The 18,534-nt window shown below is 55.1% G+C and carries 10 protein-coding genes and 1 pseudogene; 8 read left to right on the forward strand and 3 right to left on the reverse strand.

Annotated elements, in window-relative coordinates:
- Positions 1 to 9 precede the first annotated feature (9 nt).
- The 5 genes from HRU73_RS03335 to HRU73_RS03355 all read left to right on the forward strand — a co-directional run bounded on the left by HRU73_RS03335 (position 10) and on the right by HRU73_RS03355 (position 8,622).
- Positions 10 to 2,790, forward strand: coding sequence for a type I restriction endonuclease subunit R (locus HRU73_RS03335; RefSeq protein WP_287399448.1), 2,781 nt, complete (start codon positions 10 to 12; stop codon positions 2,788 to 2,790).
- Positions 2,787 to 4,298 (forward strand): restriction endonuclease subunit S, encoded by a 1,512-nt coding sequence (locus HRU73_RS03340; protein WP_287399450.1) that lies wholly within the window; start codon positions 2,787 to 2,789, stop codon positions 4,296 to 4,298. Before HRU73_RS03335 ends, HRU73_RS03340 begins: the two co-directional genes overlap by 4 nt.
- Positions 4,295 to 6,247, forward strand: coding sequence for an RNA/DNA-binding domain-containing protein (locus tag HRU73_RS03345; RefSeq protein WP_287399451.1), 1,953 nt, complete (start codon positions 4,295 to 4,297; stop codon positions 6,245 to 6,247). Before HRU73_RS03340 ends, HRU73_RS03345 begins: the two co-directional genes overlap by 4 nt.
- Positions 6,248 to 6,362: 115 nt before the next feature.
- Positions 6,363 to 7,823 carry a class I SAM-dependent DNA methyltransferase gene (locus HRU73_RS03350; RefSeq protein ID WP_287399452.1) on the forward strand — a complete coding sequence of 487 codons (1,461 nt, stop codon included), beginning with the start codon at positions 6,363 to 6,365 and terminating at the stop codon, positions 7,821 to 7,823.
- A gap of 55 nt (positions 7,824 to 7,878) precedes the next feature.
- Positions 7,879 to 8,622 carry a uracil-DNA glycosylase gene (locus tag HRU73_RS03355; protein WP_287399453.1) on the forward strand — a complete coding sequence of 248 codons (744 nt, stop codon included), beginning with the start codon at positions 7,879 to 7,881 and terminating at the stop codon, positions 8,620 to 8,622.
- A gap of 19 nt (positions 8,623 to 8,641) precedes the next feature.
- Here the strand turns inward: HRU73_RS03355 and HRU73_RS03360 are convergent, their stop codons facing one another.
- Together HRU73_RS03360 and HRU73_RS03365 are read right to left on the reverse strand one after the other, a co-directional pair.
- The gene (locus HRU73_RS03360; protein ID WP_287399454.1) at positions 8,642 to 10,165 is read right to left on the reverse strand and encodes a chemotaxis protein CheW; all 1,524 of its coding nucleotides are present in this window, start codon (positions 10,163 to 10,165) and stop codon (positions 8,642 to 8,644) included.
- The gene (locus HRU73_RS03365; protein ID WP_287399455.1) at positions 10,165 to 12,264 is read right to left on the reverse strand and encodes a methyl-accepting chemotaxis protein; all 2,100 of its coding nucleotides are present in this window, start codon (positions 12,262 to 12,264) and stop codon (positions 10,165 to 10,167) included. Before HRU73_RS03365 ends, HRU73_RS03360 begins: the two co-directional genes overlap by 1 nt.
- A 322-nt stretch (positions 12,265 to 12,586) precedes the next feature.
- On the opposite strand from HRU73_RS03365, the pseudogene HRU73_RS03370 reads away from it, so the two are divergent.
- Positions 12,587 to 13,843 (forward strand): annotated as a pseudogene (locus HRU73_RS03370) (OmpP1/FadL family transporter).
- A gap of 92 nt (positions 13,844 to 13,935) precedes the next feature.
- On the opposite strand, the gene HRU73_RS03375 reads toward HRU73_RS03370, so the two are convergent.
- Entirely contained in the window at positions 13,936 to 17,199 is a 3,264-nt protein-coding gene (locus HRU73_RS03375) for an AAA family ATPase (protein WP_011111964.1), read from the reverse strand.
- A gap of 231 nt (positions 17,200 to 17,430) precedes the next feature.
- Here HRU73_RS03375 and HRU73_RS03380 point away from each other — a divergent pair, with 231 nt between their 5' ends.
- Together HRU73_RS03380 and HRU73_RS03385 are read left to right on the forward strand one after the other, a co-directional pair.
- Entirely contained in the window at positions 17,431 to 17,589 is a 159-nt protein-coding gene (locus HRU73_RS03380; protein WP_173251271.1) for a hypothetical protein, read from the forward strand.
- Positions 17,590 to 17,867: 278 nt separating this feature from the next.
- Positions 17,868 to 18,524, forward strand: a complete 657-nt coding sequence (locus tag HRU73_RS03385) for a dienelactone hydrolase family protein (protein WP_287399457.1) — start codon at positions 17,868 to 17,870, stop codon at positions 18,522 to 18,524.
- Positions 18,525 to 18,534: the final 10 nt, after the last annotated feature.

Raw genomic sequence — 18,534 nt, forward strand, 5'->3', positions numbered from 1 at the left:
TATTTACGCATGACACCTGAAATCAAAGCGCGCCAGCAGATCGACGACAAGCTCATCCAGGCAGGCTGGGTCGTGCAGGACATGAAGCAGCTCAACCTCGGTGCTGCAACAGGCGTTGCGGTGCGCGAATACCCCACCGACACCGGCCCGGCTGACTACGTGCTCTTCGTCAATCGCACCGCTTGCGGCGTGATCGAAGCCAAGAAGGACAGCGCCGGTGAAAACATTACCGTCACCGAAAGCCAGACCGAGCGTTACGCCAACGCCAGCCTGAAATGGCGCAAAGACAATACTCCGCTTCGCTTCCTCTTCGAGGCAACGGGCCAGATCATCCGCTTTACGGATAACGCTGATCCAGCGCCACGCTCCCGCGAAATCTTTCATTTCTACAAGCCGGAGCAGCTTGCCGCATGGCTTGCTCAACCCAACACTCTGCGCCGTCGACTGGCCGAGCAGATGCCAGCCCTGCCCACCAAAAATCTACGTGACTGCCAGATCAGCGCCGTCACCGGGCTGGAAAAATCGCTGGTGCTGAACAAGCCCCGCGCCCTGGTGCATATGGCCACCGGCGCGGGCAAGACCTTTACCGCCATCACCTCGGTGTACCGTCTGCTCAAATTCGGCGGCGCCAAGCGCATTCTGTTTCTGGTCGATACGCGCAACCTCGGCAAGCAGGCGCATCAAGAATTCATGGCCTACACGCCGCCCGATGATGGCCGCAAGTTCACCGAGTTGTACAACGTGCAGCGGCTGGCATCGCCCAGCATCGACCCGCATTCGCAGGTGTGCATCAGCACCATCCAGCGCATGTACTCGATCCTCTCCGGCGAGCCTATCGACGAGTCCGCCGAAGACCTGTCGCTCAACGAACTCCAGCAGACCACCAGGCAGGAAAAGTTGGTGCGCTACAACCCGGCAGTGCCGGTGGAAACCTTCGACTTCATCATCATCGACGAATGCCACCGCAGCATCTACAACCTGTGGAAGCAGGTGCTCGACTACTTCGATGCCAGCCTGATCGGCCTCACCGCCACGCCCGACAAGCGTACCTTCGGCTTCTTCAACGAGAACATCGTCGCCGAATACACCTACGAGCAATCCGTGGCCGATGGCGTCAACGTCGGCTACGACGTGTACGAGATCGTCACTGAAATCACCCAGAAAGGCGCCGAGCTGAAAGCTAGGGAATGGGTGGACCACCGCGACCGCCAAACCCGCAAAAAGCGCTGGAGCGAAACCGAAGAGGACACCCCCTACACCGGTAAGGAGCTGGACCGTTCCGTGGTCAACGTCAGCCAGATCCGCCAGGTGATCCAGGCCATGAAAACCGCCGTGGAGACGCAGATCTTCCCGGCGCGCGAAGAAACCCCGAAGACGCTCATCTTCGCCAAAACCGACAGCCACGCCGACGACATCATCAACATCCTGCGCGAGGTCTACGGCCAGGGGAACGCCTTCTGCAAAAAGGTAACCTACCGCGCCGAAGAAGACGCCGACAGCATCCTGTCCAGCTTTCGCAACGACTACAACCCGCGCATCGCCGTCACCGTCGACATGATCGCCACCGGCACCGACGTGAAGCCGCTGGAAGTGCTGCTGTTCATGCGCGACGTGCGTTCGCGCGGCTACTACGAGCAGATGAAAGGCCGTGGCGTGCGTTCGCTCGACGGCGACAGCCTCAAGCGCGTCAGCAACAGTGCCGACGGCGCCAAGAGCCGCTTCGTGCTGATCGACGCCGTGGGCGTGGAAAAATCGCTGAAAACAGAAAGCCGCCCGCTGGAGAAAAAGCCCGGCGTAGCGCTCAAGGACCTGCTGCAAGGCGTCGCCATCGGCCACCGTGACGACGATACCGTGCTCTCGCTCGCCAACCGCCTGATACGGCTGGGCAAGCAACTGGACGCCAAAGCCCAGGCCCGCATCGCAAAAGCCTCGGGCGGCATGTCGGTGGCGGAACTGGGCAAGGGCCTGATTGCCGCGCTGGACCCCGACGCCATCGTCGCCACCGCACTGGCCACCGCCCAGGCAAAGGGCATCACCCGCAGCGAAGACACCCTGCTGCCCGAAGAAATCGAAGCCGCCCGCGCCGAGCGTGTCGCTGCCGCCTGCGCGCCCTTCGATCAACCGGCCCTGCGCGACGAGATCGAAGCTGCCCGCCGCGAACGCGAGCAGCTCATCGACCATATCAACCTCGATCAAATCACTTTCTCGGGCTTCAGCGCGCAAGCCGAAACGCAGGCCAAAGCGGTCATCGACAGTTTCGCAACGTACATCGCGCAGCACAAAGACGAAATCGCCGCGCTCAGCTTTTTCTACCAGCAGCCGTACCAGCGCCGCGCACTCACCTTCGACATGATCGAGGAACTGCATGAAGCCCTCAGCCGCCCGCCGCTGATGCTGACCACCGAGCGCCTGTGGAGCGCCTATGCCCGCGTGCAAGCCAGCCAGGTGAAAGGCGCGGACAGCAAACGCCAGCTCACCGATCTGGTGTCACTGGTGCGCTTTGCACTGGGGTTGGAAACCGAACTCAAACCCTTCAGCGAGCAGGTGGACAAGCGCTTTCAGGAATGGATATTCCGCCACAACGCCCAGCGCGCTACCGCCTTCACGCCGGAGCAAACCGAATGGCTGCGGTTGATGAAGGACCATATCGCCAGCAGTTGCAGCATCAGCCGCGATGATTTCGATTACGCTGAACTGGCGGGCAGGGGCGGTTTGCAGAAGGTGTGGGCGGTGTTTGGCAACCAGCTCGATGGGCTGATGGATGAGATGAATCGGGAGTTGGTGGTGTGAGTAAAAAACTGCCGGATGGCTGGCTAAGCATCAAACTGGATCAATTGTTCGAGCCGCGCAGTACGCGTGTGTCACCTCGTGATATGCCTGATGCTCCGTACATCGGGCTTGAACATGTTGAGGCACAAACGAGTAGGTTACTGACAACGGTGCCCGCCGCCACGATGTCTAGCAGTGCAGCTCGATTCTTTGCAGGTGACGTTCTGTATGGACGGATGCGCCCTTACTTGAACAAGGTGGTGCAGCCGCAGTTCGATGGATTGGCCTCGGCTGAGTTCATCGTTTTCCCAACTCTCATGGGTATCAACAATAAATTCATACACAGGCGACTATCAGCCGGTGACTTCGTTGACTTTGCATGCAGCCAATATGAGGGTGATCGGCCTCGCGTGAAGTTCGATCAGTTAGGAAAGTTTGAGCTGGCCTTACCTCCTGCAGCCGAACAAACCCGCATCGTCGAAAAACTCGAAGAACTGCTCTCCGACCTTGATGCCGGGGTGGCCGAACTCAAGGCCGCGCAGAAAAAGCTGGGGCAGTACCGGCAATCGCTGCTGAAAGCCGCTGTGGAAGGCGCGCTCACCGCCGATTGGCGCGAGGCACAGCGCAAGCACAACTCGCCACGGGAAACAGGCGCGCAACTGCTGGAACGCATCCTCACCGAACGCCGCGCCCGCTGGGAAGCAAAGCAGCTTGCCAAGTTCGCCGAACAAGGCAAGACCCCGCCCAAAGACTGGCAGAAGAAATACCCCGAACCAGTGCAGCCCGATACCAGCGGTTTGCCGGAATTGCCGGAGGGGTGGGTGTGGGCGACGATTGATCAGTTGGCACAAGTCGGGACTGGAGTAACGCCCCTTCGATCAAAAATCGCATATTTTAATGAGGGCACAGTTCCCTGGGTGACCAGCGGTGCACTTAACAATGAGATCGTGATATCCGCGACAGAATTCGTAACGGAAACGGCATTGAAGGAGTGTCGCCTTGAAATATATTCACCTGGCTCGCTTTTGGTGGCGATGTACGGTGAAGGAAAAACTCGTGGAAAATGCTCTGAATTGCTGATCCCGGCTACGATCAACCAAGCAATCGCAGCGATCGTTTTGGAACCCGAGGCTCAACCGTCCAAGGCATACCTCAAGGCTTTCCTGCTAGACAGTTACGAGAGAATGCGGGCTCAAGCATCAGGCGGAGTTCAGCCAAACCTGAACCTTCAAATTGTTAAATCAATTACTTTGCCTCTTCCGCCAAATGTCGAGCAGTGTGAAATCATGCAATTGCTGGACGGGCAATTTGATCAGATCAGGCAACAGCAGAGAGCAGTAGAGCTTGCCCTCAAACAATCCGCCGCCCAACGCAAAAACATCCTCAAAGCCGCCTTCTCCGGCCAGTTGGTGCCGCAAGATCCGAACGACGAACCGGCCAGCGTGCTGCTGGAACGCATCCGCGCTGAACGCGCTGAGCATGAGGCAGTGAGAAAGCCGCGCGGGCGCAAGGCGAAGGAGACGGCATGAACGAGCAATGGAACGGCTTTGATCTCGCCAGCCTTGCGGAATCCTGCGATCTGGAGTGCAAGGCGGCACAGGGTCGTGATGGGAAGGGCGAACTGCCCGAGGATTTCTGGAAAAGCTACAGCGCCATGGCCAATGCCGATGGCGGGATCATCCTGTTGGGCGTGCAGGAAAAGCCGCGAGGCACGTTCCACGCACTGGGTCTGGCGAACGTAGAGCAGGTGCGCAAGGCGCTGTGGGACAACCTGCACAACCGTAAGCAGGTGAGCGTCAATCTGCTGGGCGAACAGGATGTGGTGCCCGTCGAGATTGACGGCAGAACCGTGCTACGCATCCAGGTGCCGCGCGCGGCCCGCCAGCACAAGCCGGTGCATATCGGCAACAACCCGTTTGGCGGCACGTTTCTGCGTCGCTATGAAGGCGATTACCAGGCAGACGATGAAATCGTGCGCCGCCTGTTGGCGGAGCGGGTGGAGGACTCGCGCGATGAACGGGTGCTGCGCCATTTCAGCTTTAATGATCTGGACGTGGACACGGTGGCCGCCTACCGCAATCGCTTTGCAGCGGCGAAGCCGGGCCATGTGTGGTCTGATTTGCCGGTGCCTGCTTTTCTGGAGCGTATTGGCGTATTTGGCAGAAACCGCGAGGAAGACTATGAAGGGCTGCGCATTGCCGGCCTGTTGATGTTTGGTCGTGCAGAAGTGATCCGGGATGTATTGCCGCATTACATGGTGGATTATCAGGAAAGGCCGGAAGCGAAAACAGAAAACCGCTGGGTGGATCGGTTGATTCCGGATGGGACTTGGTCAGGAAATTTGTACGATTTTTTCCGGCGCGTCTATCAGAAGTTGACGGCCGATCTGAAGGTGCCATTTCAGCTCAAGGAAGGTCAGCGGGTGGAGGACACGCCTGTTCACGAGGCGCTGCGCGAGGCGCTGGCCAACACGTTGATCCATGCCGATTATTCGGGACGGGTATCGGTGATGGTGGTTAAACGCCCGGACATGTTTGGATTCCGTAATCCCGGCAGGATGCGCATCCCGCCAGAACTAGCCATTCACGGCGGCAACAGCGATTGTCGCAACCGGCGTTTGCAGACCATGTTCCAACTTGTCGGCTATGGCGACCATGCGGGGTCGGGGTTGCCCAAGATCTATGCCAACTGGGCTGGGCAGCATTGGCGCAGACCTGTGCTGTACGAGTTGTCGGAGCCTGAGCAGACGTTGATGGAGCTACGCATGAGCAGCTTGGTGCCTGATGAGGCCGTGTCAGCACTGACCCAGAGCATGGGCTCGCGCTTTACTTACTTGCCTGACAACGCACGGCTGGCACTGATCACGGCCCATGTGGAGGGCATGGTTAGCCATGATCGGCTTAAGCAGATCTGTACCGATCATCCTGCCGATCTGACCAAAATGTTGGGAATACTGGTGCGTGATGGTCTGCTGATGCCTGATGGCAGTGGGCGGGGGACGGTTTACTTCCTGCCTTGGCAATCCCGCTTTGCAGCTGGTTTTGATCTAACGAAAAACGAGGCGACAGCCACTCCCATGGTATCCAAACCACCGGAGCTAGCGACCAAACCACCGGAGCTAGCGACCAAACCACCGGAGCTAGGTGATTCTGGTGCTGTCAGCAGGAGCGTTTATCTGGATTGGGGCAGCATCCCCGAGGCACTCCAGCGGGAGCTCGGTGAGTTGGGGCTGCCCGTCTCCAGCATGGGCAGAGTGACGCCGGCGGTGTTGCAGGAAACCTTGTTGGTGCTTTGCGAAGGCCGCTATCTGGGGTTGCGGGTACTTGCCCAGGTTCTGAAACGTGATCCGGATGATCTGCGCAAACGCACCCTTTCCGGAATGGTCAAGAACGGCCAACTGCAGACTGCGTATCCAGCCATGAAGGATCCACGGCAGGCGTATACCACTGGGACGGCCAAAGAAGGTAATAGGCCATGAAAGCCAAGTCGTTGTTTTCCAGCATCCTGGAAAACAAACTCAAAAACCAACAAGAAACATTTTATTTCAACGCGTTGCATGTGGCGTTGTTATCCAATCAAGCCCGAGCCTGCCCATGAACACCTCCGCCCTCGTCCAGAAAATCTGGAATTTCTGCCACACTCTGCGCGACGATGGCGTGGGTTACGGCGACTACCTGGAACAGCTCACCTACCTGTTATTTTTGAAGCTGGCGCACGAATATGCGCAGGAACCGTACAACCGCGATATCCGCATCCCCAGGGAGTATGACTGGGCCGGTTTGCGTAGCAAGACCGGTGAGCCGCTGGAGGCGCATTATCTGGCCACGCTGCACAGGCTGGGGCAGGAGCCGGGCATGCTCGGCGCTATTTTCTTCAAAGCGCAGAACAAGATTCAGGACCCGGCCAAGCTCTCGCGTCTGGTGCAGATGATCGACGCGGAAAACTGGATCAGCCTCGATACCGACACCAAGGGCGATTTGTACGAAGGGCTGCTGCAAAAGAATGCGGAAGATACCAAGAGTGGCGCGGGTCAATACTTCACGCCGCGCGCTCTGATCGAAGCGATGGTGGCCTGCGTGCGTCCGGAGCCGATGAAGACGATTGCCGATCCCGCTTGCGGCACCGGTGGTTTCTTTCTCGGTGCTTACAACTGGTTGACTCGCCCGGGTGCCAGGCTGGATAAGCGCCAGAAGGAATTTTTGCGCGACGAGGCCTTTCTCGGTAATGAAATTGTGCCGAACACGCGGCGTCTGTGCTTGATGAACCTGTTCCTGCACAACATTGGTGAACTGGATGGTGAGCCCTCGGTGGAACGCTCCGATGCCTTGATCGCCGAACCCAAGATCAAAGTGGATTACGTGCTGGCTAACCCACCCTTCGGCAAGAAGAGCAGCATGACTATCACCAATGAGGAGGGTGAGGAAGATCGCGATGCGTTGACCTACGAACGCCAGGATTTCTGGGAAACGACTTCGAACAAGCAGCTCAACTTCCTGCAGCATATCGTCAGCATGCTGAAGGTGACGGGCAAGGCCGCCGTGGTGCTGCCGGACAATGTGCTGTTCGAAGGCGGTGCGGGGGAAAAGATTCGCCGCAAGCTGCTGGAGAACTGCGATGTGCACACCATCCTGCGCCTGCCGACGGGCATCTTCTACGCGCAGGGTGTGAAGGCTAATGTGGTGTTCTTCGATAACGCACCCAAGGATGGCCGCGTGCATACAAAGGGTATTTGGTTTTATGATCTGCGCACGAACAAGCATTTTACGCTGAAGACGCATACGCTGAAGCTGGCTGATCTGCAGGATTTCATCACCTGCTACAACCCGGAAAACCGTCATCAGCGCGTCGCCACTGAGCGCTTCAAACTCTTCAGTTACGAGGAACTGATGGCTCGTGAAAAGGCCAGTCTCGATATCTTCTGGCTCAAGGACAACAGCCTGGATAACCTCGATGACCTTCCGCCGCCAGATGTGTTGCAGCAGGAGATCATCGAGCATCTGGAAGCAGCGTTGTCAGCGTTCCGGAATGTTGCAATCGGGCTACGAAATAATTGATTAATTCAGGATATTTCCAAATTTTCTGTTTTGTCTGATTAAGAAAGGTACAACCATGGATCCCAATCGGCTCAAGGAACTCGGATTGTTACCGGTGTGGCGCGTCAGGCCGGGTGCCATAGCCGGTCAATCGCCTGACTCGGGGAAGAATATGTCCGATCAGATAGAAACTGCTGCGGAAAGCCGCCCGTTTGAAGAATCCGAAGATCGTTCAACTTCCATAGCGTATGCGGATTGGGAGCAGTTGCGGCAGATGGTCAGTGGTTGCACTGCCTGTCCGCTTAGCCAAACACGCAAGCAGACGGTGTTCGGTGTCGGTGATGAGCAGGCTGACTGGTTGTTCATCGGGGAAGGGCCGGGTGCCCGCGAGGATGAGCTGGGTGAACCGTTCGTCGGCCAGGCCGGCAAACTGCTCGATAATATGCTGCAGGCGGTCAGCCTCCGTCGCGGTCAGGATGTCTATATTGCCAATATCGTGAAATGTCGCCCGCCGGGAAATCGTAATCCGCTGGATGCAGAAGCGGAACAGTGTCGTCCCTATCTGCTGCGCCAGATTGCACTGATTCAGCCCAGGCTGATCGTGGCACTGGGTAAGGTAGCTGCCCAGAATCTGCTGGCTACCGATGCCAGCATTGCCAGCCTACGCGGCAGGTTGCATGAATTTTCAGGGATTCCTCTGATCGTCACCTATCATCCTGCCTATTTGCTGCGTTCGCTGGGTGACAAAGCCAAAGCATGGGAAGACCTGTGTTTTGCCCGCGACACCATGCGCAATTTACAGGCGGCTCATTCATCGTAAGCGATTCCCTGTCCGCGGTTCAGGCTGCCGACAGTTGTCGTGCCCGGAATGCACGTCCTATTTTTTCGAGATCCAGCACAGGAAGCATGCGTATGGCATTACCGTTGCCAATCTGGGCCAGTTTGTTGGAATGGATCGCACGTTTCAGATCATCGTCCGCCGATCCGCCGAACTGCGGTAATTCCGGTTCCCATTCAGCCGTTTCGATCGATTTCAGGGCGGGAATGGCAAACCCCATCACTTCATTGTCGATTTCCACCACCAGAATATAGGCGGAAGAGGAGGCCGGCGTGAATTGTCCGGTCATCAGCCGGTGCAGGCAAACCACCGGAATGCTGCGCCCGCGTATCACGATCATGCCCAGCAGCGGGCCGGTTTGTTCAAAAACAGGAATGCTGTGGTTGAAGGGCAGGATTTCCCGGATTTGTTCAAACGGCGTTGCCGTTTCACTCCGGAGCAGGTAGGTCACCATATCGCGTTTACGGCTGGTATTTTTTTTGCCTGCAACAGATGTTTGTGAGTGATCCTGATGGATGAAGGGCTGTTGCGGGGAGCTGACATCGGCCAGTGCCATGATTTCATGATTGGATTTCAGTCCTGCACCTCTCAATACCAGAAACTGGGAAGCGAGGATGGCTTCCTGTTGCGAGCGGGATGCCGGCAGGGATGATTTGGGAATCGCACCACTGAACAATTCCGGTTGCGGCAGAGCATAGGTGGGCACATCGATGATTTCGCCGGCGCGGATACGCACGACATCGATCACCTTGCTGACCAGAAATGCAGCCATGCCTTTGGGTAGTTGAATGAGAAACGCCTGCAGCGGTGTGTCCGGCTCGATTTTGCCCAGTCCGCATATTTCCAGCAAATCCAGGACCGGGATTCTGCTGCCGGCGTGTTCGATCACGCCACGGCAGCTGCCCATGGCCAGTGGAGAATTTCTGATTTCCGGATCGGATAATGTCGTATAAACCTCCATGGCATCGATGGCAAAGGCGATCCGGTTGCAGCGCAGTAACAGCACGGGCATGACCTTGTCCTGCCCGCTGGCAGCATCTGTCCGGGTTGCAGCCTTCTTTTTCATTTCCCGGTGATCTGCCAGCGGCACATCCCGGAGTGTAGCCAGTACAGAGGGTGACAGCAGATTGACGAGTGTACCGTTATCGCTGCGACGGATGCTGCCATGGAAAACGGGCTGATCCGCTGCCGCGAAACTGATTGGGTTGATCTCTTCGCTTTCTCCGGTGAACACCCCGGTGACAGCTTCCGTGAGCAGGCCCAGCAACCGGTTTTCATGCGCCATGATCATGACATTCTGGAACGGTACTCTGGGGGTGGGCATGTCGAATACGATGCGCAAATCGACTACCGGCACCATGATCCCGCGCAGATCGATCCCGCCGATCACGCAGGGTGATGCACAAGGTAATCTGGCCAGCCCGCCGCAGGGGACGACTTCACGCAAAACCTGCATCGGCAAAGCGAGTTCCATGCCGCCAATGCGGAATCCGCCGAATCCCGGCTTTGCCGCTATTGGCTCCATCAGTCCACCTGGTTTTTTGCGTTGGCGATATGTTCGATCAGTGCGCTGACTTCTTTGGCAACCGTGCTCTGGTTTTCTGCCGATTCGGCAATTTCCGCTACGCTCTTGCTGGTTCTGGCCACACCCGACATGATGCCTTCGAAGCTGCGCGAAGCTTCGCGGGTGACCTCCGCACCTTTATCCACGTGTTTGGCAGATTCCGCAATCAGCTTGGTGATCTCGCGTGCTGCGACCGAACTGCGTTCAGCCAGCTTGCGTACTTCATCGGCCACTACCGAGAAACCGATGCCGTGTTCACCGGCACGTGCCGCTTCGATTGCGGCATTGAACGCCAGCAGATTGGTTTGATTGGCGATTTCATCGATCACCCCGACGATTTCAGATACCTGCGATGCGCTGGTTTGAATGGCAGTAATCGCAGCGATAGATTTTTGCAGCGCATCAAACCCGTTTTGTGCCGCGCTGGAAGAATCACGTGCCAGTTCTGCTGCGACATTGGAGTTGGCAGCGATGGCATCCACACTTTCAGCCAGCTTGCGCACATGCAGGTTCATTTCGGTCGTTCCAGCTGCGATCAGCTGTTCGAGCTGCACTTCACTGGTGACGTCGTGCGCAAACTTGACGATTTTCATTACCTTACCATTGAGGTCGAAAATCGGGTTGTACGTGGCCTGAATCCAGACATCGCGATCATATTTGCCGATACGGTGGAAGCGACCGCTGATGAATTCGCCGTTACCCAGTTTGAGCCAGAAATCGCGGTACTCCTTACTCCGGGCGTAATCGATCGGACAGAACATGCTGTGGTGCTGTCCCTTGATTTCGCGCAGCGTGTAACCTATTGCCGCCAGGAAATTGTAATTGGCATCGATCACATGACCATCCAGATCAAACTCGATCACGGCCTGACCACGGCCCATGGCTGCAACTTTGGCCTCAAATTCGGATTGGTATAATTTGCTGGCGGTAATATCGGTGGCAAATTTCACTACCTTGACCTGTTTGCCTTTGTGGTCGAAGACCGGGTTGTAGGTGGCCTGAATCCAGATTTCATGGTTATTACTGCCGATCCGTTTGAACTCGCCCGTGGTGTATTCTCCGCGCCCCAGTCGTTCCCAGAAGATTTCATAGTCGGCACTTGCGGCTTCTGCGGGATCGACGAACATGCGATGGTGCCGACCGATGATGTCTTCCAGATGATAGCTCGTGAGTTTGAGGAAGTTTTCATTGGCGTGAAGTACTTTGCCGTTCAGATCGAATTCGATGACTGCCTGCGACCGGTTGATCGCCTGCATTTTACCGATACGGTCGATGCGCTCGAATTTGGCAGTGGTGATGTCATCCGCCTGCACGATGACTTTGGCCAGTTTTCCATCACGCCCTTTGAGCGGGCTGAAATTGGCCAGAAACCAGCGTTCTTTTTCGTCTGTTCCTTTGTAGCACCGTTCAAGGTTGACCGGCTGGAACTCATTCAGCGCGATCCATAAGTCGATATATTCCTGTGCCTGCACATCTTCTTCAAACAGGAGATGTCGCTCGCTTTTGCCGATGAGATCGGCAGAGTTACAGCCGAGGGCTTGCAGCATGCGTTCGTTGGCGCTGAGGACGCGACCTTCGGCCGACAGCTCCATCAGGCAACTGCTTCTGGAGACAGCCTCCATGCGGGCGGCCATTTCCATCGTCGCCAGTTTTTCACTGGTGATATCACTGGCGATCTGGATGATTTTAACCGGTTTGTTTTCCGTATCGAGCACCGGGATATAACTCGCCTGAATATAGATACAACCGCCTTCTGCGGTCATACGGCGAAATTCTCCATTCACACAATCGCCAGCGTGCAGTTTTTCCCAGAAGGCAGCGTACTCCTCATTTTCTGCAGTCCCTGGTAAGCACAGCAGACTGTGGTGCTTGCCGGCCAGATGCTCCAGGGTGTAGCCGAACAGGGAAAGAAAATTGGCATTGGCATTCAGGATATTGCCGTGCAGATCATATTCCGCACCCGCCAGACTGCGGGTGATTGCCTTGTAAATATCGTTCTGATATTGCAGATCGTGCTCTGCCGGGGTTCGGGTTCTGGTAAACGGTAGTGATGATGACATGCTTTCCTCGGGTTGTGTCGCGTTGTGATCGCAGTGCTGTTTAACAACCTGTTTTTCGGCCGGGATGACGATGGCTTGAGAACGAACAGAAGGGGATTCAGGCGTCTTTTCTGCCGATCATTCAGCCACGCGATAAAACCTGCTGCCTGAAATGGAGGGAACGGTTCCGTATAGATAAAGGCAGGAATATTTGCTTTTTTATCCGGTTTGCCTGCCAGATCAGGGAATTAACATTGGCAGACTATTTTTGTAACGGGAAAATATCATGCAGAAACAAAGAAGCGGGTGGAAACTGATTCCGGCTGTGATCGCCTTGCACGCCATGCCGGTACTGGCAACCAATGGTCATGTTCTTCACGGGGTTGGCGCCATCAACCAGTCCATGGGCGGGGCCGGGATTGCGACATCGATCGATGTGATCGGTGCAAACTATAATAATGTGTCATCCATCTCGTTTCTCACCGGAAACGCGCTCGAATTATCCGTAGAACTCTTTGCGCCCGACCGGAGCCATACCGGAGTCATCAGTGGCGGCCCTGCCGGTACGGTGGACAGCGAGATCCGTGCGGCGCTTCTGCCTGCTTTTGGCGTGGTATACCGGACACAGAGTCCCTGGACATTCGGATTCTCGGCACTGGGTATTGCGGGATTTGGTGTGGATTACCCGGCCAATAATCCGGATCCCGGCGGAAATTTCAATCCTCTGGCCCTGCCGCAGTCATTGGGCGGGTTTGGCGCGGTTTACTCGGATTACCGGGTATTGCAGATGACGCCTTCGGCAGCGTATCAGGTGACGCCGGATTTATCGCTCGGTGTAGGAGTGAATATCGATTGGGCCTCACTGGTAACCGATCCCTGGCCGGCGGCTGTTCCCAATGCATCTGGTTTTCCGACAGGCACACGGGATGCATCTGCGTGGGGATGGGGGTTCACCCTCGGTGCAACCTACAAGCTGTTCGATCACCTGATGTTGGGTCTGGTATTCAAGAGCCCGCAGTGGTTCGGCAATTTTTCCTGGAATTCTTAGCATCCTGATGGGACGCCAACGAATTTCCGTTTTCGACTGGACTATCCCATGATCGTCGGTGGTGGCGTGAGTTATCGGCCCGTTGCGCCATTATTGCTGGCGCTCGATGTCAAGTGGATCAATTACAGCGGTACCAGGGGATTTGAACAGAAGAACTGGGCAATGACCGCTTCGGGGCCGTTTGTTCAGGGGTTCGGATGGCGAGATATCTGGACGGTATCACTCGGTGCACAGTATAAGGTTACGCCTGCTTTTGCCGTGCGTGCGGGGTATAACTATGGTGGAAATCCCATTTCTGCCGGACAGCAGTTTTTCAACGTATTTGCTCCGGCCATCGTCCGCCATCACCTCACTGCGGGTGCCGGCTACGAGCTGACCCGCCGGCTGGGACTGAATTTCTCCTACTATCACGCTTTTGCGGCGGAACAGTCCGGCGCTTTCATCAGTAATGGTACAGGTGCTGTCCCGATCAACCAGCCGATTCCCGGAACGCGGATAACCAACCGGCTGCATGAGAACTCAGTCGCAGTGCAAATCACTTACAAATTCTGATTTTTTCCGGGTATGAGCTTTTACATCGTTTCACCGGCTGTACCTGCTCGCAATGTTTTTTAACATCAGGGAGCGGGATGTTCCAGAGATCGTTATTGGCAGTGCCTGCAACCCGGCCCGGCTAATACACTTCTTCCGCCTGATCGGGGGATGACCTGAATGCGGGTGCTGATGCGTTCCTGCAGGACGGTAACATGGGAAATGATCCCGATCAGTTTGCCTTCCTGCTGCAAGTGGGCGAGTGTCTCCAGCGCAGTATCGAGCGCTTCCTCGTCCAGTGTTCCGAAACCTTCATCCAGAAACAGGGAATCGACCCGGATGTTGCGGCTCACCATGCGGGAAAGGCCAAGCGCCAGCGACAGGCTGATGAGGAAGCTTTCTCCTCCCGAAAGATTCTTGGTGGACCGGATTTCGCCAGCCTGGTAGTTGTCGATGACGTTGAGCTCCAGCGGCCGGACCGGATCGCGGATCAGCAGATAACGGTCGGACAGTTTTTGCAGCTGCCGGTTGGCGTGGCGGATCATGACTTCGAAAGTCAGTCCCTGGGCAAAGTTGCGGTATTTTTTGCCATCTGCTGAGCCGATGAGGCCATGCAGCAGATCCCAGCGGGCACACTCCCGTTTCTGTGCCTCGATTACCTGCAGCTGTTCCTGCTGTTTTTGTTTGCTGTTTTCGTTATCTGCAAGCTTTTGCCGTAGTCCGCCGATTTCCTGTTGTAGTACCTGCTGACGGGTGATCAGTTGTGCCAGTACCTGGTCGTGAAAATCCCGGGGCTGGTCTGTCATGGACTTCAGTTGTTCAGCTTGTAACGCAATCGTTTTATCTTTTTGCCGGGTATCCAGCATGGTTTTCTCATCCGCAAGCTGTTGAGCGCGCTGTGCAAGGCGTCTGCGTTCTTCTTCCGGCAGACAGGCAGCGGTAAAGCCCGCTTCATCAGCAAATCCGGATTGAGTGAGCCGTGCAGCAAAGGTTTCCTGCAGCTTTTCTAACTGTACGGCGCGGGTGGTGATGGTTTTTACCAGATCTTCTGCCCGGTTTTTCAATCGGTTGTACTGTTGTATTTCTGTTTCCAACTGCTGACGAGCGTTATCTGCTGATTTTTGTGCTGCCTCTATTGCGGTGGTTAATGACTGTTCTTCCTGATCGGGCTGTTTGTCAGCAAACAACTGAAGGCGTGTTGTGCGCAGATTGCCAAGTTCCTGCTGGAGCTGATCGAGTTGTTCCTGTCGCAATTGCAGTTCTGCTTCGTGTTGCCGGATCTGTGTGGACTGATGCTGGTGCTGCACCCTCAGTATCCCGATTTTTTGCTCAAGTTCTCTGGTTTTATCCAGAGATTCACGCTGCACACTGATTTCGTTTTCCAGTATCTCTGCTGTTTGCAGAATACGGGTCATTCGGGCCAGTTTGTCATCTGTTTCCTGCAGCAACCGAGGCAGTTCCGGAAACATGGCGGCAGATGGCAGGCCGGGGAACAATGATACGGCGCATTGCTGCAGCAGTGTTTCATCCGCCTGAATCTGTCTGTGGATTTCCTGCTGTCTGCAGGCGGTCTGTTCGATGTCCCTGTTTGTTTCCGCTTGTCTGATTTTTAATGTCGAGATAGTGTCGATCCGGGTTTTCAGCATCGTTCTTGCCTGATTCAGCGCCGTGATATTGTCATCCGGCCGGGGGGTATTTCCTGCTGCATAAGGATGTTGCAGCGCGCCACACAACGGGCAGGGCTCATCATCTTTCAGCTGTTGTCTGGCCTCTTCAAGGTGGCTGATTTTTTTGAGCAGCAGCGCCTGTGTTTCGAGCAGGCTGATTTCCCGCTCAAGTGCGCCCAGCATTTCTTCCTCGGCTCCGAGTTGCTTCGCAAGCTGTGTTTTTCCGGCCAGCAGCGAACAGGTGTGTTTTTCCAGTTCGGCAGAAATCTGCTTCGATGCAGCCAGTGATTGCATGGCTTCAATCGCCCGGGTTGCAAGCGTTTTTTGCCCGGACAGTACCGCGATTTCCTGTCGCCAGTCTGCCAGGCTTCGGTTTTCGAGCAGTTGCCTGTATTCAGCCTGTTTCCGGTTCAACAGGTTTTGGTTATGTGCAAAATCCATTTGTGCTCCATCCGGCTGAATGACGTGGAGCTGTTGTAATAAACCGGCCAGTGTCGTTTGCAGTCCGGCAAGCTGGATTTCATTTTGCTGATACTGGTTTCGCAGAGCAGCGAGTGTTTTTTTCTGTGCTGTAATTCCTTTGCTTGCCGTGCTGATGGGAGATTCTTTTTCCCGGATCTGAATATCCAGTTCCCGTACTTTGCGGAGCAGCGGGATGGTTTCCCGCTGTTTTGCCCGCTGGCGATCACATTGTTCATTGAGGGATTTCAGGGATTGTTCGGCCTGTTTGACGGCCTGTTCAAGCCCGGCCAGGGAGGCAGCGCAGATAGCCAGATTATTCCGGTCAGTTTCCTGTTCATTCCGGATCGAAGTGAGTCTGCTGTATTCACCAAGCAGCTCGAGCGCACGGCTGGCGCTGTCGAGCTTGCTGATGTCAGGAGTCAGCGCTTCTTTCCGGCTTAACCATGCTTGCTGTTGTCCGGCGATCAGATGCAATTCCGATTCGAGGCGGGCGATGTTCTCCAGCCAGACAAGGATTTGTCGCTCGTGCGCAATCTGCTCATTCAATCCGGCATCCTGCTGAATTTTTTGTGCAAGATCAGTGTGAAACTGTTGTTCATCGGCCCTGGTCAGCGGTTGTATACCATTGAGACCGGCGGATAGCCGATCCAGCTCCCGGCGTGCGGATACCCGGGTTTCATGCACACGGATGGAAATGCGGCTGTATATTTCAGTGCCGGTGATCTGTTCCAGAATCGGAGCACGTTCATCCGGCGCCGCCTGCAGGAATGCAGCAAATTCTCCCTGCGCCAGCAACATGGAGCGAGTGAAGCGGGCAAAATCCATTCCGGTGATTTTCTCAATCTGTCTGCCGACTTCTGTAAGCCGGGTTTCCAGTATCTTTCCGGAATCAGCTTCAGCCAGCTCATGCCGGGGATTCTGTAATTCTCCATCCGGTTTTTTGTGGGCCCGGTGCTGGCTCCAGTGGCACCGGAAGCAGCCGGACTGAGCAGCAAAAGTTACTTCGGCAAAGCATTCACCTGTCTGCCGCGACATGATTTCATTTTCACTTTTGCTGACTTTTCCGAGGCGAGGGGTACGTCCATATAGCGCCAGACAAATTGCATCGAGCACCGTCGTTTTACCTGCCCCGGTCGGGCCGGTAATCGAAAAAATACCATCCGATACAAAAGCGGGATCGGTGAAATCGATTTCCCATTCGCCGACCAGTGAATTCAGATTCTTGAGGCGTACCTGCAATATCTGCATGTGTTATTTTCGTTCCTGATTTCCGTTGATGATGATCAAAACAAGCTGCTGTTTTATAAAAATATAGTTGTCTTATGGTAATCAGATGCTGTCAAGCATACGTCTAAAAAATTCTTGACAGGGCATATCGTATCTGGTATCAAATAGATGTCTTTCTAAAAAGGGGACAGTAAGTCAGAACTGTTGGAAGAACTATATTGTGAATGTACTTTTTCTTATAGGAGACTGAAAATGAAACTCGTACTCGTCATCTCAACACTGTTGTTCGCAGCTACTACATTGACTGCCTGTATGGATCCCAAACCAGGTCAATATCCTCCAAGCATGTCAATGGAACGTGATTCCATGCCTGACAATGTAGATAAAGCAGAACAAAATAGTGAGAAATAAAATATGACAATACAAATATAACCGCCCTTCACGGGCGGTTTTTTATTGGGCGCTTAATATTCATACCTGTTTTCCGTGGCTCAGCACTATAAGACCCGCCACGGTAAAAGAGATATTACAGATACTGACGAATCATCTTTGCAAATACCTGTAGTGTGATGCGTGGCCGGTATGAAGTCGAACCAACCATCTAATTTACCATATTCGGATTACGGGCCATTTTAGGTCGTTTGCCGATCAATTCGACAGCGTGTTCCAGTCAGAATTGGAGGAATGCTATGACCGCAGTAAAAATTCCGGCGGGTACAGTCGATGCAATTGAACTTAGCGGCGAACTGGTAGTACCGCCGGCTGCAACAGGTATCGTGCTGTTTGCGCATGGCAGCGGCAGCAGTCGTTTCAGCCCGCGTAACACCTATGTTGCAAAAGTGTTGCAACAGCAAGGCATGGGCACTTTGCTGTTTGATTTGCTGACACATGCGGAAGATCAGAATCATGTCCTGCGCTTTGATATCGGCCTGTTGACACAGCGTTTGCTCGCAGCGACGGCTTGGTTGCAAGAGTATTCCGAAACAAAGGCGTTGAAGATCGGTTATTTCGGTGCCAGTACCGGTGCTGCTGCGGCACTGCAGGCGGCGGCCGAAATGAGAACTGCTGTTGCCGCTGTGGTATCACGTGGTGGACGCCCTGACCTGGCAGGAGAAACCGCTTTGAGCCGGGTAGTTGCGCCAACCTTATTGATCGTTGGTGGTGCGGATTACGGTGTGATCGAATTGAATGAGCAGGCTTACGCCATGCTGAGATGCAGAAAACGATTGAGCCTGGTGCCGGGTGCCACTCATTTGTTTGAAGAGCCGGGTGCGCTGGAACAGGCTGCCAGCCTGGCAGCCGACTGGTTAGCGGAATATTTGTGTGATCAAGTGGAAGAGGACTGATTCATCATGG

The sequence above is a fragment of the Nitrosomonas sp. H1_AOB3 genome (assembly GCF_015709435.1).
Classification (GTDB): Bacteria; Pseudomonadota; Gammaproteobacteria; order Burkholderiales; family Nitrosomonadaceae; genus Nitrosomonas; species Nitrosomonas europaea.

Coding starts and splice junctions, on each gene's coding strand:
- HRU73_RS03360 (WP_287399454.1), bottom strand. CDS start 10,165: ATGGAGCCAATAGCGGCAAAGCCGGGATTCGGCGGATTCCGCATTGGC.
- HRU73_RS03345 (WP_287399451.1), top strand. CDS start 4,295: ATGAACGAGCAATGGAACGGCTTTGATCTCGCCAGCCTTGCGGAATCC.
- HRU73_RS03385 (WP_287399457.1), top strand. CDS start 17,868: ATGACCGCAGTAAAAATTCCGGCGGGTACAGTCGATGCAATTGAACTT.
- HRU73_RS03355 (WP_287399453.1), top strand. CDS start 7,879: ATGGATCCCAATCGGCTCAAGGAACTCGGATTGTTACCGGTGTGGCGC.
- HRU73_RS03375 (WP_011111964.1), bottom strand. CDS start 17,199: ATGCAGATATTGCAGGTACGCCTCAAGAATCTGAATTCACTGGTCGGC.
- HRU73_RS03335 (WP_287399448.1), top strand. CDS start 10: ATGACACCTGAAATCAAAGCGCGCCAGCAGATCGACGACAAGCTCATC.
- HRU73_RS03365 (WP_287399455.1), bottom strand. CDS start 12,264: ATGTCATCATCACTACCGTTTACCAGAACCCGAACCCCGGCAGAGCAC.
- HRU73_RS03350 (WP_287399452.1), top strand. CDS start 6,363: ATGAACACCTCCGCCCTCGTCCAGAAAATCTGGAATTTCTGCCACACT.
- HRU73_RS03380 (WP_173251271.1), top strand. CDS start 17,431: ATGAAACTCGTACTCGTCATCTCAACACTGTTGTTCGCAGCTACTACA.